Consider the following 21,458-nt stretch of genomic DNA (forward strand, 5'->3'; position numbering starts at 1 on the left):
ATCATTTCAAGAATTTTTCAAAAGCGGGTGAATCATATGAAATTTGAGCTTTCAGATGTGCTGAAACAGCTGCCTGAGCAGTTTTTCGCTTCCTTGGTGAAAAAGGTGAATGAAAAAATCGCCGCCGGCCATGATGTGATTAATCTCGGCCAGGGGAATCCCGATCAGCCGACACCTGATCACATCGTTGATACAATGGCGCAAGCCGTTCGCAACCCTAAAAACCATCAGTATTCCTCCTTTCGCGGCAGCCGTTCACTCAAGGAGGCGGCAGCCGCGTTCTATCGAAGGGAATACGGCGTAGAGCTCGATCCCGAACGCGAAGTCGCTGTATTGTTCGGCGGAAAAGCCGGTCTTGTCGAGCTTCCGCAATGTTTGTTAAATCCGGGGGATGCCGTGCTCGTTCCCGATCCCGGCTATCCCGACTACTGGTCGGGCGTTGAGCTGGCAAGAGCGAACATGGAAACGATGCCGCTTACAGCGGGCAATCAGTTTCTGCCTGACTACAGCCGGATTCCGAAGGAAGTGAAAGAAAATGCGAAGCTCATGTATTTAAATTATCCAAACAATCCAACCGGTGCCCAAGCCACGCCTGTTTTTTTCGAAGAGACTGTCCGGTTTGCCAAGTCGAACGGAATTTGCGTCGTCCACGATTTTGCCTACGGTGCGATCGGCTACGACGGCAAGAGGCCTGTCAGCTTTCTCGAAACGGAGGGGGCAAAAGACACAGGAATCGAAATTTACACGCTTTCCAAAACGTATAATATGGCTGGATGGCGGGTCGGGTTTGCAGTTGGCAACGCATCTGTGATCGAAGCGCTGAACCTTTATCAGGACCATATGTATGTCAGCCTTTTTAAAGCGGTCCAAGACGCCGCGGCAGCCGCGCTTCTATCAGACCAAGCGTGTGTCAAGGAGCAAAATGAGCGCTACGAAAAAAGGCGGGATGTATGGATTCGTGCGGTCCGCGAAATCGGTTGGCACGCGGATGCTCCGCAAGGTTCTTTTTTCGCCTGGATGCCTGTCCCTGACGGGTATACATCTGAGGCTTTTTCCGATCTGCTTCTCGAAAAAGCGAATGTCGTCACAGCGCCCGGCATCGGCTTCGGCAAATACGGAGAAGGCTATGTGAGAGTCGGCCTCTTGACAAGCGAAGAGCGGCTCCGGGAAGCGGCTTCGCGCATTGCCAAGCTGAATATATTCAAAAAGACCGGCCACAGTCATTGACAACCGGGAAAAACGATGGGATAATTCAAAATAATTTATAAAATCAATATTCTTATCAAGAGCAGGCAGAGGGACAAGCCCGATGAAGCCCGGCAACCGACTTTTTAAGCACGGTGCTAATTCTTGCAGCTGACGCTGAGAGATAAGGATTCGAACCTGAAATGCGAAACCTCTTTTAGCTAAAGCAGCAAAAGAGGTTTTTTATATGCATGAAGCAGGAAGGAGCTACAGAATGAGTGAACTTTTGGCAACATATGTTTTGACAGATCAAGGATGTGACGCAGAAAAGCGGGCCGAGCAAATCGCGATCGGACTGACGGTCGGGTCGTGGACAGATCTGCCGCTCTTAAAGCAGGAACAGCTGAAAAAGCATAAAGGACGCGTCGTCAAGGTCGAAGAAACAGAAAGCGCGCTGGGGGAAAAACAGGCAACGGTCACCATCGCTTATCCGGAAGCCAATTTTACAAGCGACGTTCCCGCTGTGCTGACGACCGTTTTTGGAAAGCTGTCTCTCGACGGAAAAATCAAATTGGCGGATTTGGAGTTTTCGCAGTCTTTTAAACGATCATTGCCGGGCCCGAAATTCGGCGTATACGGGATCCGGAAAAAAATCGGCGAATTTGAAAGGCCTCTGTTGATGAGCATTTTTAAAGGCGTCATCGGCCGCGATATGGAAGACTTGAAGGAACAGCTCAGACAGCAGGCGCTCGGCGGAGTGGATTTGATCAAGGACGATGAAATCTTATTCGAAACAGGCAGTGCCCCCTTTGAAAAACGAATCACGGAAGGAAAAAAAGTGCTTGAGGCAGCTTTTGAAGAAACAGGGCGCAAAACGCTGTATGCCGTCAACCTGACGGGCAGGACAATGGAGCTGAAATCGAAGGCGAGAAAAGCAGCCGAGCTCGGAGCCGATGTGTTGCTGCTGAATGTGTTTGCCTACGGGCTCGATGTTTTGCAAAGCCTTGCGGAAGACGACGACATCCCGCTGCCGATCATGGCGCACCCGGCAGTAAGCGGCGCACTCACTTCGTCGCCGCATTACGGTTTTTCCCATTCGCTCTTGCTCGGCAAGCTCAACCGGTATGCGGGTGCTGATTTCAGCCTGTTCCCTTCACCGTACGGAAGCGTTGCTCTGCCGAAGCGGGATGCGCTTGCCATATATGATGAATGCACGAAGGAAGACGTTTTTAAACCGACATTCGCCGTCCCGTCGGCCGGTATTCACCCCGGCATGGTGCCGCTCTTGATGAAAGACTTCGGCATTGACCATATCATCAACGCAGGCGGGGGGATTCACGGTCATCCAAACGGAGCGGCAGGCGGAGGAAGGGCGTTTCGGGCGATCATTGATGCCGTCCTGGAAGCGGAGCCAGTCGAAGAAAAAGCAAAGCGTTCTCCCGATTTAAAGCTCGCCCTTGAAAAATGGGGAAGGGTTGAGGTTTCCGTATGAGGCAGTCGCTTATCATTTGCGATTTTGACGGAACCATTACAACGAACGACAACATCATCAGCATTATGAAACAATTTGCTCCAGAAGAGTGGCTCGCTTTAAAAGACGGGGTTCTGTCCAGGGACATATCGATTAAGGACGGGGTCGGCAGAATGTTTCAATTGCTGCCGTCAAGCCTGAAAGAAGACATTATGGAATATGTAATGAAACAAGCCGAGATCCGCCCCGGGTTTACAGAGTTTGTCTCTTTCCTGGATGAGCAGGGTCTTCCGTTTTACGTCGTGAGCGGAGGGATGGACTTTTTCGTCTATCCTCTGCTTGAAGGCATTGTCGAAAAGGAACGCATTTACTGCAATGAGGCCGGCTTTTCAGGACGCAATATCGAGATCCGCTGGCCGTATCCGTGTGACGGCAGCTGCGGAAATGAATGCGGCTGCTGCAAGCCTTCTATCATCCGCCGGCTGAAAGGCCGGGACGATTTTGTTGTCATGATCGGGGACTCTGTTACAGATGTTGAAGCTGCCAAATGTTCCGACTTGTGCATCGCGCGCGATTATTTGCTGCGGGAATGTGAGGGGCTCGGCCTGAAGCATGCGGGATTCGGTGATTTCCGTGATGTAAAGCGAATACTTGAAGAGACCGCGGAGGTGAAAGAATGGACCCTGAGCAAAAATGGCACGAACTTGCCGAGGTAAAAAAAGAGCTTGCGGAAAGGGATTGGTTCCCTGCGACAAGCGGCAATCTGTCAATCAAAGTATCAGAAGACCCGCTGCGATTTCTCATCACAGCAAGCGGAAAAGATAAGCGAAAAGCATCCGCGGAGGATTTTCTGCTGGCGGACGAAGAGGGGAGACCGGCTGAGACCGGACATACGCTGAAACCGTCGGCGGAGACGCTGCTGCACACCCGTGTCTATCAAAATACAAACGCGGGCTGCTGTCTTCACGTCCATACGATTGACAACAATGTCATCTCAGAGCTTTACGCAAAAGAAAAGCAAGCGACATTCAGAGGCCAGGAAATCATAAAGGCGCTCGGTCTTTGGGAGGAAAATGCGGAGGTTGCGATCCCGATTATCGAAAACAGCGCTCATATTCCGGATTTGGCGGCGGATTTTGCCGGACACCTTTCAGGCGATTCAGGGGCAGTGCTGATTCGCAGCCACGGCATTACCGTCTGGGGAAAAACGGCATTTGAGACAAAGCGGATGCTTGAAGCGTATGAATTCCTGTTCAGCTGGCATTTAAAACTGAAAGCTTTGCAGGCTTACCACGTTAATTAAAAAGGGGGAGAAAGCATGGCAACAATTCGAATCCATGATGAACAAAACACGACCATTGAAAAGCAGGAAGAAGTAGAACAATTTCTAAAGGGGCAGGAGGTCATTTATGAAAAATGGGATATCACAAAGCTGCCGGCCGGCTTAAAAGAAAAATACGATTTGACCGATGAAGAGAAACAGGAGATTTTAGACGTCTTTGCCGCTGAAATCAAAGACATTTCAGAACGCCGCGGCTATAAAGCGAGCGATGTCATCTCGCTTTCCGACCAAAATCCGAAACTCGATGAGCTCTTGAAAAATTTCAAACAGGAACATCATCATACAGACGATGAAGTCAGATTTATCGTCAGCGGCCACGGCATCTTTGCGATAGAAGGAAAAGACGGCACATTTTTTGATGTCCTCTTAAATCCGGGAGATTTGATCTCCGTTCCTGAAAACACCCGCCATTATTTCACGCTTCAGGAAGACCGAAAAGTCGTGGCTGTCAGAATCTTTGTGACGGCAGAGGGCTGGGTGCCGATTTATGAGAAAGAGAGTGTGAGCCAATAATGAAAAAGCGTCCGTGTGGACGCTTTTTTATTTGTTTCTGTCATAAAGGGCCTTGATGTGGCCTTCATGAAAGGAGAGATGCTGTTTTTCATTTTGATAGTATTGAAGACGGTCAAATACAGAGCCGGTGTGAAGCTCGAACTTATGGCCGTCCGGATCTGAGAAATAAATTGAATCTTTGTCGCCTTCATGCCGTTTTCTGCCCTTTAGCACGTTTACACCTAAATCGCGTAATTTCTTTTCCCAGAACGGCAAATTTTCCTGTTGAATCGAAAAGGCGATATGGGTGTAAGAGTCATGGATTTCCTGTCTCTTAATGTCTTTCTCTTCGTTTAATGCGAGCCAGATGCCGTTCAGGTCAAAATAAGCGGTTTTCTCGGCCTTTACGAGCCACTTGGCATCAAACACCTTTTCATAGAATGAAATAGAGACGGACAGGTCAGAGACTGAAAACAAGAGATGATTGATACCGAGAATATTATTGTTTGCCATTGCCGTTTATTCCTCCCGTTAGATGTATTTCAAATCCGTCCAGCTCTTTGGTGATTTGCCTGAATAGAAAAGCGAGCACAGCCGCGTCATCAAGCCAGCCGACACCTGCGAGAACATCGGGAATCAAATCGATCGGAGACAGCACATAAATCAATGCCAGCGCGGCCAGTAAAATCGTTTTTTTCGGGAATAAGGGGAAGTCTCCCTTTCTCCAGGCTCTAAATGCCTTAAAAAACAATAAGAGGCCTGAATACGCTTCTTTCACGGCAAAGATGGTTCGGAGCCTTGACACTGGTTTTTTCATCATTTAGACCTCCTTCTATCCTCATGAACTCTTTTAAAGGTGTTTGCCGTATTTCATCGATGGGTATTACACCTTTAATTCCACAATTCTATTATACTCGATTTCAAAATAATTTTTTGAGAAATAGGTTTACAAAATAAGTATAATCTGTAATAATGCTCAAGTACGCAAAATCTGGATGGTTCTAAGAAACGATATGTCGGTAAGGGGTGAAGCGTATGCAAAATTATGTTGAAAAAGAAGCATTGCTCGTTTCCATCAGCAAGAAGCGGCAAATGATGGTTGAAGCCGCTGAAATCTATGGATTTACAGGGGATGAAACGATCAGGCGGAGCCAGGAGCTGGATCAATTAATTTATGAATATCAAAAACTGTCTATGAATGAAAATGCGTCGGACCATCTGCTGCAGGATTTTTTAGGCTGCATCGACTGTCTGACCGTTGAAAAATATACGGCATAGTGACTGAACGAAAAAGAGCTGCCGTGAAAGGCAGGCTCTTTGCAGGAACGGGGAAGCCTCAGTCAACCTGTTCCTTTGAAGTCGGCAGCGTAATCGTTACAGTCGTTCCTTTATGCTGTTCGCTTTCGATCTGAATGGTTCCCCCGTACATGGAAATGATGCGCTTGCACACGACAAGGCCGAGTCCGGTTCCCTTTTCCTTTGACGTGACAAAAGGCTGGAAAATACTCTCCATCATTTCTTTTGGAATGCCTTCTCCGATATCCTTCACAATAATTTGCGCCTTCTCTTGATGATGTTCGATTTGAATGAGCAGCTTTCCGCCGTTTTTCATCGATTCAAGAGCATTTTTGGCGACGTTCAAGACAACCTGCTTAATATGATCTTTTTTACAATACACATAAGCCGGGTCTTCTCCATAGTCTTGAAATTCCACTTCCACATTATATAAATTTGCCTCAGAATGAATAATCGGCATGATTTCGTCAATCATTTCATTCATGGCGTTAAGCTGCCACTGCTCTGCCGTCGGCTTTCCGAGCACGAGAAACTCGCTGACAATCTGGTTGATCCTCCGGATTTCCTGGTCGATGATTGAGAAATACATTTGATCTTCTTTTGATTGATATTTTTTTTGCAGGAGCTGGATAAAGCCGCTGATACCTGTCAGCGGGTTTCTGATTTCATGAGCGGTGCTCGCTGCCAGGGTGCCGATTAATTCGAGCTTCTGGGCTTCATTTTGGGCGCGCTCCTGCTTGGTCCGCCGCTTCAGCAGCACATACTGGAGCATGAGGAACATAATATTCAGCAGAATGAAAATACTTAAAAATGACAGCAGAAGACTGTGAACGATTTCATCAAGCTGGACCGGTTCCGGATAAACTTCAAGCTTCCAGTCGATCTGATCCAAAAAAGCATCGACGGTGCCGCCGTCCGGCTTCTCAGGAGGAGAATGGCCTGCTGTAAAGACAATCTGATTCTTCTGGTTGAGAATTTTGATATAAAGCTCAGGGCTCAGGACGTTCATGATATTTTTCAGATAATCGACGCGGATCGAAGCCAGCAGAAAATTTGTCGTTCTGCCTTCGCTGTCATAGACAGGAGTAAAAATATTCAGCTCCAGCCTGTCCGACACTGTATGTATATCGTCTGTGATCACGGATTTCTTTGATTTTTCCGCTTTTTGCAGAATGTTCTTGTATGAAACCTTCTTTTTTTCTTTGACGGGAGACGTGCTCACCATGACATCGCCGTCTTTATTTAAAAGGTATAAAGCCGAAAAACGCGGTTCTTTTTTATACGTTTCCGTCAGGATTCGTTTGATATGCTGCTCATTAACAGGGTGGTTGAGGGCCGTGGCAAGGGAGCTGAGCCTTGCTTCTGTTTCGCCGATCAGGTAGTTGATTTGGTTGCGGTGAATATTGAGCATGAGAGTCGCAGTCTGACGGTGCTTTTCAGTGATATTTTCTCGTTCTTGTTCGTATACAAAAAAGCTTATAATGAAGGCGGGGATCATTACCAAGATCAAATAAAGCCTGACTTTCTTCCATAGATTTTTCAAATTGCGCATATTTTTACTCTCTCCCAATCGATACAGGAATAGGGGTATTATATCACTAGTGAGAGCCGATTTATAGAAAAGATAACCAATACCGTGAAAATAGGACACAATACCGGGGAATTTCCGGATATATCTATTTGATGTTCGATTCCTACTCATCATAACATGGTTTGAATGTTAACAGTTGACATTTTCCTCATAGTTTATTAATGTTTTCCTGTAGTTGTTTCTTTGGAGATGAGAGATATGAGTAATAGAGAACAGGAACAGTCCTTGAAATTATTTATTGTATTATCTCGAGCGTACAGATCCATTAATGATCATATGAATAAACATATTCATCATCATGGTCTGAATCCAACCGAGTTTGCCGTTTTAGAACTCCTCTATCATAAAGGGGATCAGCCCCTTCAGCAAATAGGGGATAAGATTCTACTGGCGAGCGGGAGTATTACATATGTGGTTGACAAGCTTGAGCAAAAGGAGCTGATTGCGAGAAGAGCCTGTGCGACCGACCGCAGGGTGACCTATGCGCAAATTACAGATAAAGGCACCAAGCTCCTGGAGAAGATTTTTCCGGGTCATGCAGAAGAGCTTCACCACATGATCAGCGTGTTAAGCGATGAGGAGAAAGAAGCCTGCATCGAAATGCTGAAAAAAGTCGGACTGAACGCAAGAAATATTTATAAGGGCAAAGAATAAGGAAGCTGCCAAAAGGCAGCTTCCTATTCTTTTTTATTCAAGTTTTCCTGGCCGATCGGCAGGATGAGGATTTCAACGCGTCTGTTTTTCCTTCTTCCTTCTTCGGTGTCATTTGAAGCGATCGGTTTAAATTCTCCGTAGCCTTTCGCGCTGAATATCTTGGCGTCAAGCTTGGGATTTTCGATTAAAAGCCCCATGAAATTGACTGCCCGCATCACGCTTAAATGCCAATTTGATTTAAATTGAGAATTTCGAATCGGCACATTGTCCGTATGTCCGCTGATTACGATATTGCGGGGCGGATTCAAGACGAGAAGGTCGGATACTTCCTTGGCCAGCGGAATGTCCTGCTGGCGGATCTCCGCTTTTCCGGAATCAAAAAAGATATTATCCTCGATGGAAAGGAGGAGGCCTTCGTCTGTCAGCTTCGTATTGACCTGTTTTTCAAGACTTTTCTCTTTAATAAACCGGTTGACCTGCTCCTGAATTTTTTTCAGCGACTGCTTGTCTTTTTCTTTTTGATCTTGAGAGAGATCTTTTGCTTGGTCAGGGCTTTTTCCATCTTCGGTTGTGCTCGTTTTCGGCTCGGTGAAGCTGGAATAATCCATCATTCCTGTTCCGCCGGTAAATACGGCATTGAATGATTTAGACAGCATATCGAACTTCTTGGCGTCGATCGAGCTCATGGCAAACAGTACGATGAACAAGGCCAAAAGCAGTGTCAGCAGGTCGGCATATGGGATGAGCCAAGACTCATCCACGTGTTCTTCATGGTCTTTTTTGTGCTTCTTTTTTCTAGCCATTGTTGCTGTCTCCTTTGTCTCCTTCTGGGATGACGATGCTGGAGCGTTCGCTTGGAGAGACATACATCAAAAGCTTTTGTTCAATGACTTTTGGCGCTTGGCCTTCCAAGATCGAAAGGATGCCTTCAATCATGACTTCGCGGACTTTGACTTCCTGTTTGGATTTCCGCTTTAATTTATTGGCAAAAGGATGCCATAGTACATATCCGGTGAAGATCCCGAGAAGGGTCGCGACAAAAGCGGCGCTGATCGCATGTCCAAGCGCTTCAGTGTCGCTCATATCCGCAAGCGCTGCGATCAGTCCGACAACAGCGCCCAAAACGCCGAGTGTCGGCGCGTATGTGCCCGCCTGGGTAAAAATGCCCGCTCCGACTTGATGTCTTTCTTCCATTGCTTCAACTTCTTCAGTTAAAACGTCCCTGATAAATTCGGCACTTTGGCCGTCTACTGCCATGCTCATGCCGTTTTTCAAAAATTCATCATCGATCTCATTCAAATTTGCTTCCAAAGCGAGAAGTCCTTCACGTCTTGCGATTTGTGCCCACTCGGAAAACATCGGGATCAATTCGTTGATTTCGATCATCTTCTTCTCTTTGAACAAGATGCCGAAGAGTTTGGGAACCTTTTTGATCTCGCGGATTGGAAAAGCGATCACAACTGCTGCGATTGTACCGACAAGGATGATCAGCCATGCCGCGGGATTGACGAGAACGGAAGGGCTGACACCTTTCATGACCATGCCGACACCTACTCCGATGATAGCTAAGATGATTCCAATTAACGATGTTTTGTCCATTTTTTCACCAATTCCTTTAACTAACTTTTCTATCGTTAATATCGGTGTTGCGTGATAGGAACTTTAGGGTGTTTCTTAAATTGTTTCAAAATCATGGTGAAAAGGGACTTTAGGGTTATTTAATGTTAAAAAATAGAATTTTTGTGATTCTTACGTTGTATGTAAAGCGGCCTCCGCAATTGGAGGCCGTTATGTGTGTTATGCGGTTGGTTTCACCAAGATTTCATCGTTTTCAACGATAACCGCAAAACCGTTGATATGTTCTTCTTCAAGCAGCAGATCGGTCATTTGATCTTCGACTGCTGTTTGAATGGTTCGTCTTAATGGGCGGGCGCCGAAGGCCGGATGGTATCCGATTTCAGCAATTTTTTCTTTTGCTTCATCTGAAACTTCAAGCGTCATGTTTTGCTCTTTTAACGTTTCTTCAAGCTCTTCCAGCAAGAGAGTGACGATCTTGACCAGATCTTCTTTTTCGAGCGGCTGGAACTCGATGATGCTGTCAAATCTGTTCAGGAATTCCGGCTTAAAGTAGCTGCTTAGGGAATCGATCATTGATTGTTCGCCCATTACTTGTTCTTCCCGGTTAAAACCGACGGTTGTCCGCTTTTCAGATACTCCGGCATTGCTTGTCATAATGATGACGGTATCTTTAAAGCTGACCGTCCGTCCCTGGCTGTCTGTCAGACGTCCGTCTTCCATGATTTGCAGGAACATGTGCTGAACATCGGGATGGGCTTTTTCGATTTCATCAAGCAAAACGATGCTGTACGGGTTCCTCCGGACTTTTTCGGTGAGCTGTCCGGCTTCTTCGTGGCCGACATATCCAGGAGGTGAACCGATCAGCTTCGATACGGCGTGTTTTTCCATGTATTCGCTCATATCGAGGCGGATGACGGCATCCTTCGAGCCGAACAGTTCTTCCGCAAGCCTTTTAGAAAGTTCTGTTTTACCGACACCTGTCGGGCCGACGAACAGGAATGAACCGACTGGCCTGTTTTTTGATTTCAGGCCGGCGCGGCTTCTTTTGACGGCTTTTGCCACTTTTTTTACCGCTTCTTTTTGACCGATCACGCGGCTTGAAAGGTTTGCTTCAAGCTCTTTCATTTTCTTCTGATCGTCGTGCTGAAGCTTGCCGACCGGAATGCCGGTTTTTTGTTCGATGATCGCTTGAATGTCTTCAGCTTTAACGGTTGCCCGTTTTTCTTCCGCATGGTTTTCCATTTTTTTGTGCAGTGCTTCTTCTTCATCGCGGAGCTTTGCTGCAAGCTCATAGTTTTCTTCCTGCAGCGCTTTAGCTTTTTCCGCTTCGATTTCTTTCAGGCGTTGGGAAGCTTGTTCACCGCTGACCGTGTCGATTTTCAAGTTCGCTTTTGAACCGGCTTCATCCAAAAGGTCGATCGCCTTATCGGGAAGATGACGGTCCTGAATATAGCGGCTAGACAGAACGACGCAGGCTTTGATCGCTTCATCCGTGTAAGTTACATCATGATACGCTTCGTATTTTTCTTTCAGCCCGTTTAAAATCGCCGCGGTCTGCTCAATTGTCGGTTCATGCACCATGATCGGCTGGAAGCGCCGCTCTAATGCTGCATCTTTTTCGATTTGGCGATATTCTTTCAACGTCGTCGCGCCGATGACTTGCAGTTCGCCTCTGGCAAGCGCAGGTTTTAAAATGTTGCCGGCGTCCATGGAGCCTTCGGCAGAGCCTGCTCCGACAAGAAGGTGAATTTCGTCAATAAACAAGACCGCGTTTTTGCGTTCTTTCAGCTCTTTCATCAGCTGTTTCATTCTTTCTTCAAATTGTCCTCTGATGCCGGTGTTTGCTACGAGGGAAGCGACATCAAGCAGGTAGAGTTCTTTGTTTTTCAATTTATTTGGAACATCGCCTTCGGCGATTTTGAGAGCAAGTCCTTCAGCAACGGCTGTTTTACCAACGCCCGGTTCACCGATTAAGACAGGGTTGTTTTTATTTCTGCGGTTTAAGATCTCGATTACACGGGCCACTTCATCATCGCGGCCGATCACCGGATCGAGCAAGCCTGTCTTTGCGGCATTCGTTAAGTTGACGGCAAGTTCATCGAGCAAGCCTTTTTTGGCAGCGGTTTGCGTCTGCGCTTGTGATGGCTGGCTGAAGAAAGAACCTCCTCCGCCAAAAAAATGATTTCCTGAAAACATAGAAGGCTGAGTCAGCTCTTTATAGCAGTCTTCACATAAATCCATTTGCTTTTTTGTAAAGTTGATTTGCATGTTCAGGCGAATCGTCGCCTCATTTTTTTGACAATGTTGACAACGCATTTGCCAAAACCCCCTTTATTGAATTTGACCTTTTTTTGACCAATTGACTTTGAAAAAATGGTCTGTAGTTTGACCATTTCTGACTATTAGTATACATTGACCTTCTTTGACTTTCAAGTTCTATGCTTTTTTCTTTTTGTTCCTGAATGAGAAGTTGTCCTTCTTTTTAAAGGACATGGCTCATATGGTGTAGAAAGGGAATTCGTTTACGGAGGAGTCGTATGAGTCAATCACATGGATCAGCCTTTCAGCTGGCATTTGTTTATGTAGGAACGGTCGTCGGAGCCGGATTTGCAACTGGAAGAGAAATCGTCGAGTTTTTTTTAAGATTCGGCTGGCCGGGGTTAGCCGGAATTTTGATCAGCGGACTGATGTTTACATTTCTCGGCGCAAAAATGATGCTGATTGCGGTCAGAATCAATGCCAAATCTTATCAGGAGCTGAATCAATATTTATTCGGCCATACGCTCGGGAAATTTGTCAATGTCTTCATGCTCGTGATTTTGCTCGGCGTGACGTCTGTTATGCTGTCCGGAGCGGGGGCGATATTTGAGGAACAGCTCGGCTTTTCAAACCAAGCGGGGATGATTGCGACGATTGCCTTGAGTCTGTTTGTCATGATGAAGGGCGTTAAAGGGATATTCGGCGTCAATGTCATTGTCGTTCCGCTGCTGCTTCTGTTCACAGTCATCGTCCTGTTCGATTCGTTTATTTTCAGAGGGCCGGAGATCCACAATTTGGCGGCATTCTCGGCGGCAAAACCCGATTGGATTTTATCCGCTGTTTCGTACGGCGCTTTTAATTTGTCGCTCGCACAGGCGGTTCTCGTGCCGATCGCTTCTGAACTGAAATCTGAACGGCTCATTATAAAAGGAGCATTAATCGGAGGGTGTCTGCTTACCCTTGTGTTGATCGCGAGCTTTCTGTCTCTTTCAACATTGCCTGATGTCCTGTTATACGAAGTTCCGATGGCACAGGTTGTATTCATTGTCCAACATTCTGTCCATATCATCTATCTGTTTATCATTTTCGGGGAAGTCTTCACATCGGTCATCGGCAATTTATATGGTCTTGAAAAGCAGATTAATGAATATCTTCATATGAAAAGCCTGTATGTATTTATGTTCATCCTGCTGACAATCTACTTGACGGGACAAATCGGCTACGGAAAACTGATATCGACCATTTATCCTTTGTTCGGCCAGCTGAGCCTCGTCTTTATATTCTTTTTGATCGTCAAAAGGGTGCCTGAGCGTTGAATGGCAGGCATTGCACTTGGCGAAACATGCGATTTGTGATAAGATGGCGAAGGAAAATTGAAACAAAATCCGCTTGAAACTGCGGGAGAGGTTCTAGCAAAACCCTCTATAAAAAACTAAGGAAAGCTGTATCCTTGGGGTATGGCCTTTTTTATTGTTTTTTTGCTAGAACACTTTTCTCACAGAGAAAGGTGTTTTTTCGTTTAGATATCAGTGAATCTCTTCTTTTATGAAATACTGACGGAAAGCGGAGAAGGAGGAATTATGAAACAGGAAAAAGCGATCGTCGTATTCAGCGGCGGTCAGGACAGTACGACTTGCCTTTTGTGGGCGCTTCGGCAATTTCAGGAGGTGGAAGCGGTCACCTTCCAATATAATCAGCGGCACCGAGAGGAAATCGAAGTCGCGAAAAAGATCGCTGAAAAGCTTGGCGTCAAGCATCACCTTCTTGATATGGAACTGTTAAATCAGCTCGCGCCGAATGCTTTGACAAGGGATGATATCGAGATTGAGGCGAAAGAAGGCGAACTTCCGTCCACTTTTGTTCCGGGACGCAACCTCGTGTTTTTATCGTTCGCTTCGATCCTCGCCTACCAGGTCGGCGCGCGGCACATCATAACAGGTGTATGCGAGACGGATTTCAGCGGCTATCCGGATTGCCGGGATGAGTTCGTCAAATCCTGCAATGTCACTGTCAACTTGGCGATGGAGCGCCCGTTTGTCATCCACACGCCGCTGATGTGGCTGAACAAGGCGGAAACGTGGGAGCTCGCCGATGAGCTTGATGCGCTTGATTTCGTGAAAAACGAGACGCTGACGTGCTACAACGGAATCATTGCCGACGGCTGCGGCGAATGCCCGGCCTGCAAGCTTCGGGCGAATGGCTACAATGAATATATGAAAATGAAAAAGGAGCGAGCTTAACAGTGCTTACACAAATTTACCCGCAACCAAGCCATCCTTACTCTTTTGAACTAAATAAAGATATGCAGATGTCAGCCGCGCATTTTATTCCGAGAGAGGATGCGGGCGCATGCAGCAGAGTCCACGGCCATACGTATACAATCAATATCACGATTGCCGGGGATGAATTGAATGAATCAGGATTCCTTGTCAACTTCAGCACCATTAAAAAATTGATCCACGGGGAATACGATCATACGCTTTTAAATGACCATCAGGAATTTTCGGGTGAAAGCGCGGATCGGATCCCTTCGACAGAAGTGGTGGCGAAAACGATTTACGATAAAACAGAGGCTTATTTGAAAGATCTCAAAAACCGTCCGCATTGCGTTCAGGTGTTTGTCAGGGAAACGCCGACAAGCTATGTCGTCTACCGTCCGAAACCGGGTGTTCACAATGGCTAAGCCGATTCCCGTACTTGAAATTTTCGGTCCGACGGTTCAGGGAGAGGGGATGGTCATCGGGCAAAAAACGATGTTTGTCAGAACAGCCGGCTGCGACTATTCGTGCAGCTGGTGCGATTCAGCTTTTACCTGGGACGGTTCGGCGAAAAAAGACATCAAATGGATGACCGCTGAAGAAGTATACGAATCTCTTAAAGACATCGGCGGAAACGCCTTCTCGCACGTTACGATTTCAGGAGGCAACCCGGCGCTTTTAAAACAGCTGGACGGACTGATTTCCCTTTTAAAAGAAAACGGTATACGGACAGCGCTTGAGACGCAAGGGACGTTTTATCAAGACTGGTTTGCCGGAATCGATGATTTAACAATTTCGCCAAAGCCGCCGAGCTCCAATATGAAAACCGATTTTAACAAGCTTGATCATATTGTTGAAAAACTGAAAGAGCACGGCCGGGCGGAAGCGGCAAGTTTGAAGGTCGTCATATTCACGGCGGAAGACCTTCAATTTGCAAAGCAAGTTCACCAGCGTTATCCTGATGTCCCGTTCTTTCTCCAAGTCGGAAATGACGACGTTCATACAGAAGACCAAGAGCGGCTCGTCGAACGGCTGCTTCAAAAGTATGAACAGCTGGTAGAAGCGGTCACGCGCGACCCTGAATTGAACCGCGTCCGCGTTCTCCCGCAGCTCCACACCCTGATCTGGGGTAACAAACGAGGCGTTTGATTGAAGAAAGGAAGATGAATGATGACCACAAGAAAAGATTCAGAACTCGAAGGCGTAACCCTTCTTGGAAATCAAGGCACCAATTATTTGTTTGACTATTCTCCGGAAGTGCTTGAGTCTTTCCCGAATAAACACGAAAACAGGGACTATTTCGTGAAATTCAACTGCCCTGAATTCACATCCCTGTGCCCGAAAACCGGACAGCCCGATTTTGCCACGATCTATATCAGCTACATCCCTGATAAAAAAATGGTAGAAAGCAAGTCTTTGAAACTGTATCTCTTCAGTTTCCGAAATCACGGCGATTTTCACGAAGACTGCATGAACATCATCATGAACGATTTAATTGAGCTGATGGACCCGCGCTACATCGAAGTCTGGGGCAAATTCACCCCGAGAGGCGGAATCTCGATCGACCCGTACACAAACTACGGCAAGCCCGGTACAAAGTATGAAAAAATGGCCGAGTATCGGATGATGAATCATGATCTGTATCCGGAGACGATTGATAATCGGTAAGAGGTGCAGGAGAAGTGAGGGTTTGTGATCGATGTGTGACTGGAGTGACCTCGTCTTTATAGACGGGGTTATTTTTTTAGAAGTTGATTTATCACTTTTAACGGCGTGGGCATAATATGACACGCAATTCATATTGTGAAAAAGATGTAATCTCGGCTCGCCTCGTTAACGTCTTCGTTCGCTAGTTCGCCTCTAACTACGCAACCTTTATCGTTCGTATAAACGAAAAAGGGCGCCGTAATTGGCGCCTGTCTTTTATTTTCATGCTGATTTTTCTTTTCTAAGGACTTTGTCTAAGATAAATGAGAAGAGCGCTAACAGTAAGGACATTACCACCATATCGATAATAGTCACGCCTGTGTCTTTTTTTATAACAAAAAACAAAATCAATTGCAGCACCAAAGTAATTATAAAGAATGACCCGTATTTAGCCATATTCATGTGATAACATCCCCTTTGTTCTCTTTATTTTCCGATGCACCGCACACTAAACCATGCAAGACTTCCGGCTAATCCAAGGACGCCACCGCGGATTGCATTTTTCCCGACAATCTTGATTATCTCAGTCGCGGCTTTTTTCCAAAGTTTCTTTTTAAGCATCTTTTCCAGGCCGCCGCCAATAAATCCTAAGCCGGTAAAATCAATGATTTTTTCTTTAAGACATCCCCACCATGAAGCCGTTTGAAATTGACTAGAATTAGCTTGGGGATCGGGAACGCCTTTTAAATCCTCCGCAGTTAGCCCCTCTCCATTAACAAGTTTAACAAATGCTTCCACTGTAGCAACGGACGATTGACCGAATTTTTCCGCGACCATATCCTTATTAATGACGAACTTTCCGTCAACTTCTGAGGAGGCTTCCCCAAAAATGAACTTTAAGTCCTCGGCTATTTGTTGCGTTTCCATTTCTTCCTCAATTGTCAACGTGTCTAGTTGAATTTGTGAGTCTGTCTTAGCTTGCGCTTCGGAAGAAAAAGGCGCTAAACATGTGCCGAACATACAAGCAACGGTCGTTGTTATGACGAGTTTTTTCATCTTCGCATCTCCCTTTCATTTGTTTGAATATGTAGTTGATAGATTAATTGTACCAATATAAGGAAAAGACTTTCATGAGGCTTACATAATGTTATAAAATAGGGAAAAGTTAGTGTGATGTGAATGGGATGATGTCTTGTAAATAAAAAAGACACCGGAAAACCAGTGTCTTAGAGATTTTATATGCTTTTTTTCATACCGAACTGACGGCACTCGCGTAGGAAAACGCCGTCCTTCACCGAAATTTAAACATCGTATAGTCGCAGTTATCGCAGCCCCCGTAATGGACGTCAGAATACTCTTTATAATCGTAAACAATCGTCGTATCATAGCCTCTTGTTTCGTAAATTCGGCCTCAACCTCCTACTATTAGAATGCGGCAATAGTGCGTTCAATTCAACGCCATTCATGGAACGAAGGAATCCGCAGTAATCCGTTTTCAGTCTTGACCCGGTGTTTGACGCGGCACCCAATCGGCTCAATATAAACGTACTTCTCCGTTTCTTCGACGTCTTTTCTCTCAGCGTGTAGCTTCCGCCGCGCATCCTAAGGCATAAATTCCATAACGCCGGCATACTGGCCGTCCATGTACGAAAGAAGCAGCGCATTGTCTTCCTTGCGCAATCCCTTGTCGCGTGTTTTAACTTTTATTTTATACATTCGAATGAATAATCTAAATTAAGAGTCCCTAATTCTACAGTGGGATTCCCTCCTGAATTAAAGCAATTTTGAGAGAGAGTTTGTATTTCTTTATTATTGAAAAAGCTTTTAGAAAAAATTAAAGACGCTGTTATCACGAGTGTGAAAGGAATTATTATAGATATCCGAGGTAAATTTGTTAACTTCTTTAATTTCATTCAGATAGTTATCCTTCCATTATGAGAGTTTTTCTCTTATTATCACTTTTTTGTTTTAAAGTTTCACCCCATATTTTCACTAGTTCATTCAATAAACAAGGAAGATCATTTCCAGAATTGCCACCACTTTTTCTTGCGGACGGCGGCCAGCATTTTTTGTGTTTCCTGGGATGCACGAAGGGATTTCATCAGCATTTCGTCTCTTTCCTTCTGCCGTTTCTCAAAAAGTTCAATGCGTTCCAGCATCATTTTATTGAATTCCTCTTGTTGTTTGACAAATTGAGATAAGGCGTGATCTATTTTCAGGCCGTCCAGCATATCTTTTAGTCCACACAGTGGCCTGAACGTAACAGATACGCAGTTGTTATCTATTATTGATCTATAGAAAATTCTTTTTCAGGCAGTCCCAAAATATCTGTATTATTAGGAATATAACCAAGCAACCGTAACATTGCTACAATTTGCCCCTTATGATGAAACTCATGCGTAATAGAATGGACTAGTAATTGGTGTGGTGTTTTTTTTACGATTCCACTGCCCGCTTTCCAAGAAGGCTCTTTTTCGATAAAATCATCAAATTTCTCAGTGAATTGTTCAAACACAGTATCCACATATATATCAGCCTGTTGAAAATAACGTTGAATATCTTCTATCTGCATATTATGGAGTGCTTCCTTTGTTATGAGTGGTGAAGTTGTTTTTGAAAGCACAAAAGAACCCAGCCAAGCATGATAACAACCAGCCACATGAACTAAAGAATCTCTTATACTTTGAAAACCAAATCCAAACTCTTTTGTAAAATCATTTTTATTCAATACTTTACACTGGTCTAGTAAAATCTGTCTTGTTTGTTTCACCCAATCATATTCGTGTTTTTCCATCACTATCCCACCCCTTAAAAACAATAAATATCAAAATATTCTTCTAATTATACACAGAGGTGTACCATCATTAAATGCTTGATTTAATCGAACTTTAATGCAGGCAAATCAAGGCGCTCTATTTTGAGGGGGAAAAGATACATAATAATGATACATAGCCAAGTGCGACCGATAAAATGAAGAAATTGAAGAGTTTAAAACTGCGAAAATACATATGGAAAATCATTGAAGAAAACATGACGGTATATACATCCCGACAAATAATAAGATAATGAGCTTGTTGCAGTTATGCAAAAAGAATGCAGAGACCAAGATTGCGAATACTAAAAATAGACGCCAACTATGGCGTCATAAGCTCCTTGATACCCTTTAAAATAAAGAGTTATAAAAATTGACCGGCATCAACTCTAGTGGAATCTTTCTCCTTAACCAGTTTTAACGTGGCCACGATTAGAAAGCTGACAATCACTAGTAAGAGCCATGAACTCACTTTTCCTAGATGAACGAGACTCCACGCGCTGGTTTGGTTTGGATATGTCCAGGCTCCAAAAAACGTTGCGATATTTTCGGCTATCCATATAAAAAATCCGATGAGCACAAAAGAAAGTGCGAGCGGCATACGGTAACGAATTCCATTAACCTCGTATATGACCCATGATTTCCAAAAGACAATTACTACAAGTCCAGATAACCAAAAGCGGACGTCAATCCAATAATGATGGAGGAAAAAATTCAAATAAATCGCAGCGGCAAGAGGTACAACGACGAAAAACGGCGGCCACTTAACCAGTTCAACCTTAAGCCTCCTCCACGCCTGGCAAAGATAACTGGCGACACTTGCATACATAAAGCCGCTATATAAAGGCACTCCAAAGATTTTGGAATAACCTTCCTCTGGATAAGACCAGGAGCCCATTTGCACCTTGAAAAGTTCAAGAGCTAGTCCAATAAGGTGGAACAATGTGATCACCTTTAGTTCATCCCGTGTTTCAAGCCCGGAATACACCATCCACCACTGCATGAGAAGGCAGATGATGAGCAGCCAGTCATACCGCGGCAGGAAGGGAAGAGGAATGATTTGTGTAATTGCCAAAGAGGCAAAAATAACGACAGGAAATAAACATGACAAGGACTGCTCCCAACCAAAACGAACGAGTTGATTTAGTGCTCTCATCATGTGTGCCTCCAAAGTTTTTTTCTGAATATATGCGAGGCCAGCTTAGTATTGCAGCTAAACAGATTTACGGGTATGCGCATAAGATCACCGCCGAATAGGCTAAATTTTTAATCATGAGTGTCTTCATCACTTCGGTATTCCAAAATATCTCCGGGTTGACATTCTAAAGCCTTGCAAATCGCCTCTAAAGTTGATAATCGAATAGCCTTTGCCTTTCCGTTTTTTAATATAGAAAGATTCGCCATTGTGATTCCAACCCTCTCAGAAAGTTCCGTTACGCTCATTTTTCTTTTAGCAAGCATCACGTCAATATTGATAATAATTGCCATTGTTTTCACCTCAGACTGTTAAATCATTTTCTGATTTTATATCAATCGCTTCTTGCAATAGCCTTTGGAGAACAGCAGCAAAGACGGCGATAACCATTGAAGCAAAAATAAGGACCAGTCCGATTAGTATGATACCAGGAGCGTCGTCCATTTCCGCGATGAGATAGAAGAGCGGCATGCCTGCCGCTAATAAAATACTGATGGTGATTGCACAGTATTTTATATTCTTTAAAGCCCGTACAGACAATTTCGAGAAAGCTTTATTGTGGTCAATATAGCTTAAAAGTTTAAAGGCTTGATACAGAGCAAAGTAAAAAGGTATCGCCGCTGCATACAAATCGATATAAACGAGATATTTCAGATAAGAAATATCTGGATACAAATCAGCTGCAAAATTCGCTATCTTCGGCACGAAAAATATGCACAAAGCAAGAACTGGGATTCCAATAAGAATAACAGCTATCTTTAAAAAGAGTGTTGATCCACGTTTCATAAAGAGCACCTCACTTATTTTGTCGATTTGAATTTAACACATTATTTATTGTTTTACAATAAAAAATTATTGATAAAGGTGATTTTATTGTTGTTATGGTATGATATCTTTTTGATTTTAGACAAGCGTTTATAAAGCTATGCAAAGAAATACGTCAGCGGAGTATACATCACCTCTTTTGGACCTTTGCGGCTTCCGCCAAACGAAAAGATCAAGCTTAAAGCGTCTTTCGAACGATAGCTTATATGAACGCAGGTTCGAGACAGTCAATGGATTGAAAAACGCTGGTTATGCGATAGTTAACCGGAACTCAGCAGAACCATATCGTCAAATAAATCCTAGGGTGAAAAAGCTCAAACGTACCATAAAGGAATATGTGTCAACAAGGAGACAATAAAACAGCTTCCGATTGGCATGTCTTTGCCCATAACGTGAAGACTCGGGTTGAAGTCGAGGAGTTATTTGAGGTGAAGACCGAAGACGATTAGTGTGGTGAAAACAGAAAAGAGAATGTTGTTAGATTTAAATAAAAATAAGACGCCAATTAAGGCGCCTTCATCTCGTCTTAAATCCATTCACAAAACTTTCTCCGTCCTGCTCCGTGTTAATAAGCTGCTGGGCGCTTTGGCTGATTCGTTGAGCAAGCGCCTCTTGCGCTTTTCCTTCAAAGCTGTAGAGAAGCGATGAATAGACGCTGTTCATTTCTTTTTGTATATCGTCTATCTTAAGCTTCGGTCTTAGTGTCGTTTTAATGCCTTCAAGCTTCGTTGCGGCTGATACCCTCATGCCCGTTTTCAGCATTTGAAGCTGATTGCGCCGTATGAGGAGCGTATCTTCTTGATCACCGTTTAAGTTGTTGAGTGAGGCTAGTTTATTGAAATTTTCCATTATG

The 21,458-nt window shown here is 44.7% G+C and carries 26 protein-coding genes, 1 pseudogene and 2 riboswitches; of the genes and pseudogenes, 12 read left to right on the forward strand and 15 right to left on the reverse strand.

The window, feature by feature from the left end; translation table 11 throughout:
• The first annotated feature begins 36 nt into the window (after positions 1 to 36).
• The 5 genes from M1D59_RS07490 to M1D59_RS07510 all read left to right on the forward strand — a co-directional run bounded on the left by M1D59_RS07490 (position 37) and on the right by M1D59_RS07510 (position 4,511).
• Entirely contained in the window at positions 37 to 1,227 is a 1,191-nt protein-coding gene (locus M1D59_RS07490; RefSeq protein WP_212110484.1) for a pyridoxal phosphate-dependent aminotransferase, read from the forward strand.
• A gap of 49 nt (positions 1,228 to 1,276) precedes the next feature.
• A riboswitch (SAM riboswitch) is annotated at positions 1,277 to 1,376 on the forward strand.
• A gap of 83 nt (positions 1,377 to 1,459) precedes the next feature.
• Positions 1,460 to 2,677, forward strand: a complete 1,218-nt coding sequence (gene mtnW, locus M1D59_RS07495; RefSeq protein ID WP_429716877.1) for a 2,3-diketo-5-methylthiopentyl-1-phosphate enolase — start codon at positions 1,460 to 1,462, stop codon at positions 2,675 to 2,677.
• Positions 2,674 to 3,372 carry a 2-hydroxy-3-keto-5-methylthiopentenyl-1-phosphate phosphatase gene (gene mtnX, locus M1D59_RS07500; RefSeq protein WP_458117918.1) on the forward strand — a complete coding sequence of 233 codons (699 nt, stop codon included), beginning with the start codon at positions 2,674 to 2,676 and terminating at the stop codon, positions 3,370 to 3,372. Before mtnW ends, mtnX begins: the two co-directional genes overlap by 4 nt.
• Positions 3,333 to 3,959 carry a methylthioribulose 1-phosphate dehydratase gene (locus tag M1D59_RS07505; RefSeq protein WP_023857315.1) on the forward strand — a complete coding sequence of 209 codons (627 nt, stop codon included), beginning with the start codon at positions 3,333 to 3,335 and terminating at the stop codon, positions 3,957 to 3,959. The genes mtnX and M1D59_RS07505 overlap by 40 nt, the downstream gene beginning before the upstream one ends.
• A gap of 15 nt (positions 3,960 to 3,974) precedes the next feature.
• Positions 3,975 to 4,511 carry a 1,2-dihydroxy-3-keto-5-methylthiopentene dioxygenase gene (locus M1D59_RS07510; protein WP_458117919.1) on the forward strand — a complete coding sequence of 179 codons (537 nt, stop codon included), beginning with the start codon at positions 3,975 to 3,977 and terminating at the stop codon, positions 4,509 to 4,511.
• Between the two features lie 27 nt (positions 4,512 to 4,538).
• Here the strand turns inward: M1D59_RS07510 and fosB are convergent, their stop codons facing one another.
• Positions 4,539 to 5,003, reverse strand: coding sequence for a metallothiol transferase FosB (gene fosB, locus M1D59_RS07515; RefSeq protein WP_145624523.1), 465 nt, complete (start codon positions 5,001 to 5,003; stop codon positions 4,539 to 4,541).
• Positions 4,990 to 5,307 (reverse strand): YkvA family protein, encoded by a 318-nt coding sequence (locus tag M1D59_RS07520; RefSeq protein ID WP_023857313.1) that lies wholly within the window; start codon positions 5,305 to 5,307, stop codon positions 4,990 to 4,992. Before M1D59_RS07520 ends, fosB begins: the two co-directional genes overlap by 14 nt.
• Positions 5,308 to 5,525: 218 nt before the next feature.
• Here M1D59_RS07520 and M1D59_RS07525 point away from each other — a divergent pair, with 218 nt between their 5' ends.
• Complete coding sequence (locus M1D59_RS07525; RefSeq protein WP_020451145.1) at positions 5,526 to 5,768, forward strand: aspartyl-phosphate phosphatase Spo0E family protein; 243 nt, start codon at positions 5,526 to 5,528, stop codon at positions 5,766 to 5,768.
• 58 nt (positions 5,769 to 5,826) lie between these two features.
• Here the strand turns inward: M1D59_RS07525 and M1D59_RS07530 are convergent, their stop codons facing one another.
• The gene (locus M1D59_RS07530) at positions 5,827 to 7,338 is read right to left on the reverse strand and encodes a PAS domain-containing sensor histidine kinase (protein ID WP_023857312.1); all 1,512 of its coding nucleotides are present in this window, start codon (positions 7,336 to 7,338) and stop codon (positions 5,827 to 5,829) included.
• A 237-nt stretch (positions 7,339 to 7,575) separates the two neighbouring features.
• Between M1D59_RS07530 and M1D59_RS07535 the strand changes: the two genes are divergently transcribed.
• Positions 7,576 to 8,031, forward strand: a complete 456-nt coding sequence (locus tag M1D59_RS07535; RefSeq protein ID WP_020451147.1) for a MarR family winged helix-turn-helix transcriptional regulator — start codon at positions 7,576 to 7,578, stop codon at positions 8,029 to 8,031.
• A 23-nt stretch (positions 8,032 to 8,054) separates the two neighbouring features.
• Here M1D59_RS07535 and motB read toward each other — a convergent pair whose 3' ends face one another.
• The 3 genes from motB to M1D59_RS07550 form a co-directional block, all read right to left on the reverse strand.
• Positions 8,055 to 8,834 carry a flagellar motor protein MotB gene (gene motB / locus M1D59_RS07540; RefSeq protein WP_020451148.1) on the reverse strand — a complete coding sequence of 260 codons (780 nt, stop codon included), beginning with the start codon at positions 8,832 to 8,834 and terminating at the stop codon, positions 8,055 to 8,057.
• Positions 8,827 to 9,630: a flagellar motor stator protein MotA gene (gene motA / locus M1D59_RS07545; protein ID WP_065644013.1), complete on the reverse strand. Its 804-nt coding sequence runs from the start codon at positions 9,628 to 9,630 to the stop codon at positions 8,827 to 8,829. The genes motB and motA overlap by 8 nt, the downstream gene beginning before the upstream one ends.
• A gap of 198 nt (positions 9,631 to 9,828) precedes the next feature.
• Positions 9,829 to 11,925 carry an ATP-dependent Clp protease ATP-binding subunit gene (locus M1D59_RS07550; protein ID WP_212110491.1) on the reverse strand — a complete coding sequence of 699 codons (2,097 nt, stop codon included), beginning with the start codon at positions 11,923 to 11,925 and terminating at the stop codon, positions 9,829 to 9,831.
• Positions 11,926 to 12,146: 221 nt separating this feature from the next.
• Between M1D59_RS07550 and M1D59_RS07555 the strand changes: the two genes are divergently transcribed.
• From M1D59_RS07555 to queF, 5 genes are all read left to right on the forward strand, one after another.
• The gene (locus M1D59_RS07555; protein ID WP_020451151.1) at positions 12,147 to 13,184 is read left to right on the forward strand and encodes a YkvI family membrane protein; all 1,038 of its coding nucleotides are present in this window, start codon (positions 12,147 to 12,149) and stop codon (positions 13,182 to 13,184) included.
• Positions 13,185 to 13,265: 81 nt separating this feature from the next.
• Positions 13,266 to 13,310: riboswitch (PreQ1 riboswitch) on the forward strand.
• Between the two features lie 138 nt (positions 13,311 to 13,448).
• Entirely contained in the window at positions 13,449 to 14,108 is a 660-nt protein-coding gene (gene queC / locus M1D59_RS07560) for a 7-cyano-7-deazaguanine synthase QueC (RefSeq protein ID WP_020451152.1), read from the forward strand.
• A 2-nt stretch (positions 14,109 to 14,110) separates the two neighbouring features.
• Positions 14,111 to 14,551, forward strand: a complete 441-nt coding sequence (queD, locus tag M1D59_RS07565) for a 6-carboxytetrahydropterin synthase QueD (RefSeq protein WP_023857309.1) — start codon at positions 14,111 to 14,113, stop codon at positions 14,549 to 14,551.
• Complete coding sequence (queE, locus tag M1D59_RS07570; protein ID WP_035338861.1) at positions 14,544 to 15,275, forward strand: 7-carboxy-7-deazaguanine synthase QueE; 732 nt, start codon at positions 14,544 to 14,546, stop codon at positions 15,273 to 15,275. Before queD ends, queE begins: the two co-directional genes overlap by 8 nt.
• Positions 15,276 to 15,296: 21 nt before the next feature.
• Positions 15,297 to 15,794 carry a preQ(1) synthase gene (gene queF, locus M1D59_RS07575; RefSeq protein WP_009328607.1) on the forward strand — a complete coding sequence of 166 codons (498 nt, stop codon included), beginning with the start codon at positions 15,297 to 15,299 and terminating at the stop codon, positions 15,792 to 15,794.
• A 261-nt stretch (positions 15,795 to 16,055) separates the two neighbouring features.
• Here queF and M1D59_RS07580 read toward each other — a convergent pair whose 3' ends face one another.
• From M1D59_RS07580 to M1D59_RS07620, 9 genes and pseudogenes are all read right to left on the reverse strand, one after another.
• Positions 16,056 to 16,235 carry a hypothetical protein gene (locus M1D59_RS07580; protein ID WP_095290338.1) on the reverse strand — a complete coding sequence of 60 codons (180 nt, stop codon included), beginning with the start codon at positions 16,233 to 16,235 and terminating at the stop codon, positions 16,056 to 16,058.
• Positions 16,236 to 16,259: 24 nt separating this feature from the next.
• Positions 16,260 to 16,829, reverse strand: a complete 570-nt coding sequence (locus tag M1D59_RS07585; RefSeq protein WP_095290340.1) for a hypothetical protein — start codon at positions 16,827 to 16,829, stop codon at positions 16,260 to 16,262.
• Between the two features lie 179 nt (positions 16,830 to 17,008).
• Positions 17,009 to 17,178, reverse strand: a pseudogene (locus M1D59_RS07590) (hypothetical protein).
• Positions 17,179 to 17,791: 613 nt separating this feature from the next.
• Entirely contained in the window at positions 17,792 to 17,935 is a 144-nt protein-coding gene (locus tag M1D59_RS07595; protein ID WP_232513523.1) for a DUF3967 domain-containing protein, read from the reverse strand.
• Positions 17,936 to 18,057: 122 nt separating this feature from the next.
• Positions 18,058 to 18,567 (reverse strand): DinB family protein, encoded by a 510-nt coding sequence (locus M1D59_RS07600; protein WP_095290342.1) that lies wholly within the window; start codon positions 18,565 to 18,567, stop codon positions 18,058 to 18,060.
• A 382-nt stretch (positions 18,568 to 18,949) separates the two neighbouring features.
• Complete coding sequence (locus M1D59_RS07605) at positions 18,950 to 19,741, reverse strand: DUF817 domain-containing protein (RefSeq protein ID WP_023857306.1); 792 nt, start codon at positions 19,739 to 19,741, stop codon at positions 18,950 to 18,952.
• Positions 19,742 to 19,851: 110 nt separating this feature from the next.
• The gene (locus M1D59_RS07610; RefSeq protein ID WP_020451161.1) at positions 19,852 to 20,073 is read right to left on the reverse strand and encodes a helix-turn-helix domain-containing protein; all 222 of its coding nucleotides are present in this window, start codon (positions 20,071 to 20,073) and stop codon (positions 19,852 to 19,854) included.
• A gap of 10 nt (positions 20,074 to 20,083) precedes the next feature.
• Complete coding sequence (locus M1D59_RS07615) at positions 20,084 to 20,566, reverse strand: DUF2975 domain-containing protein (protein ID WP_026579803.1); 483 nt, start codon at positions 20,564 to 20,566, stop codon at positions 20,084 to 20,086.
• Positions 20,567 to 21,121: 555 nt separating this feature from the next.
• The gene (locus tag M1D59_RS07620; protein WP_318602071.1) at positions 21,122 to 21,454 is read right to left on the reverse strand and encodes a hypothetical protein; all 333 of its coding nucleotides are present in this window, start codon (positions 21,452 to 21,454) and stop codon (positions 21,122 to 21,124) included.
• Positions 21,455 to 21,458: the final 4 nt, after the last annotated feature.

This window comes from Bacillus sp. PK6-026 (assembly GCF_054161455.1).

Excerpts from the sequence above, each read along its gene's own strand:
- M1D59_RS07505 (WP_023857315.1), top strand. The coding sequence starts at position 3,333 with ATGGACCCTGAGCAAAAATGGCACGAACTTGCCGAGGTAAAAAAAGAG.
- M1D59_RS07620 (WP_318602071.1), bottom strand. The coding sequence starts at position 21,454 with ATGGAAAATTTCAATAAACTAGCCTCACTCAACAACTTAAACGGTGAT.
- M1D59_RS07550 (WP_212110491.1), bottom strand. The coding sequence starts at position 11,925 with ATGCGTTGTCAACATTGTCAAAAAAATGAGGCGACGATTCGCCTGAAC.
- M1D59_RS07525 (WP_020451145.1), top strand. The coding sequence starts at position 5,526 with ATGCAAAATTATGTTGAAAAAGAAGCATTGCTCGTTTCCATCAGCAAG.
- M1D59_RS07585 (WP_095290340.1), bottom strand. The coding sequence starts at position 16,829 with ATGAAAAAACTCGTCATAACAACGACCGTTGCTTGTATGTTCGGCACA.
- motA (WP_065644013.1), bottom strand. The coding sequence starts at position 9,630 with ATGGACAAAACATCGTTAATTGGAATCATCTTAGCTATCATCGGAGTA.
- M1D59_RS07605 (WP_023857306.1), bottom strand. The coding sequence starts at position 19,741 with ATGAGAGCACTAAATCAACTCGTTCGTTTTGGTTGGGAGCAGTCCTTG.
- fosB (WP_145624523.1), bottom strand. The coding sequence starts at position 5,003 with ATGGCAAACAATAATATTCTCGGTATCAATCATCTCTTGTTTTCAGTC.
- M1D59_RS07530 (WP_023857312.1), bottom strand. The coding sequence starts at position 7,338 with ATGCGCAATTTGAAAAATCTATGGAAGAAAGTCAGGCTTTATTTGATC.
- M1D59_RS07580 (WP_095290338.1), bottom strand. The coding sequence starts at position 16,235 with ATGAATATGGCTAAATACGGGTCATTCTTTATAATTACTTTGGTGCTG.
- M1D59_RS07555 (WP_020451151.1), top strand. The coding sequence starts at position 12,147 with ATGAGTCAATCACATGGATCAGCCTTTCAGCTGGCATTTGTTTATGTA.
- queC (WP_020451152.1), top strand. The coding sequence starts at position 13,449 with ATGAAACAGGAAAAAGCGATCGTCGTATTCAGCGGCGGTCAGGACAGT.
- M1D59_RS07490 (WP_212110484.1), top strand. The coding sequence starts at position 37 with ATGAAATTTGAGCTTTCAGATGTGCTGAAACAGCTGCCTGAGCAGTTT.
- M1D59_RS07535 (WP_020451147.1), top strand. The coding sequence starts at position 7,576 with ATGAGTAATAGAGAACAGGAACAGTCCTTGAAATTATTTATTGTATTA.
- M1D59_RS07510 (WP_458117919.1), top strand. The coding sequence starts at position 3,975 with ATGGCAACAATTCGAATCCATGATGAACAAAACACGACCATTGAAAAG.
- mtnX (WP_458117918.1), top strand. The coding sequence starts at position 2,674 with ATGAGGCAGTCGCTTATCATTTGCGATTTTGACGGAACCATTACAACG.
- M1D59_RS07615 (WP_026579803.1), bottom strand. The coding sequence starts at position 20,566 with ATGAAACGTGGATCAACACTCTTTTTAAAGATAGCTGTTATTCTTATT.
- mtnW (WP_429716877.1), top strand. The coding sequence starts at position 1,460 with ATGAGTGAACTTTTGGCAACATATGTTTTGACAGATCAAGGATGTGAC.
- M1D59_RS07610 (WP_020451161.1), bottom strand. The coding sequence starts at position 20,073 with ATGGCAATTATTATCAATATTGACGTGATGCTTGCTAAAAGAAAAATG.
- queF (WP_009328607.1), top strand. The coding sequence starts at position 15,297 with ATGACCACAAGAAAAGATTCAGAACTCGAAGGCGTAACCCTTCTTGGA.
- motB (WP_020451148.1), bottom strand. The coding sequence starts at position 8,834 with ATGGCTAGAAAAAAGAAGCACAAAAAAGACCATGAAGAACACGTGGAT.
- M1D59_RS07595 (WP_232513523.1), bottom strand. The coding sequence starts at position 17,935 with ATGATGCTGGAACGCATTGAACTTTTTGAGAAACGGCAGAAGGAAAGA.
- M1D59_RS07520 (WP_023857313.1), bottom strand. The coding sequence starts at position 5,307 with ATGAAAAAACCAGTGTCAAGGCTCCGAACCATCTTTGCCGTGAAAGAA.
- M1D59_RS07600 (WP_095290342.1), bottom strand. The coding sequence starts at position 18,567 with ATGGAAAAACACGAATATGATTGGGTGAAACAAACAAGACAGATTTTA.
- queE (WP_035338861.1), top strand. The coding sequence starts at position 14,544 with ATGGCTAAGCCGATTCCCGTACTTGAAATTTTCGGTCCGACGGTTCAG.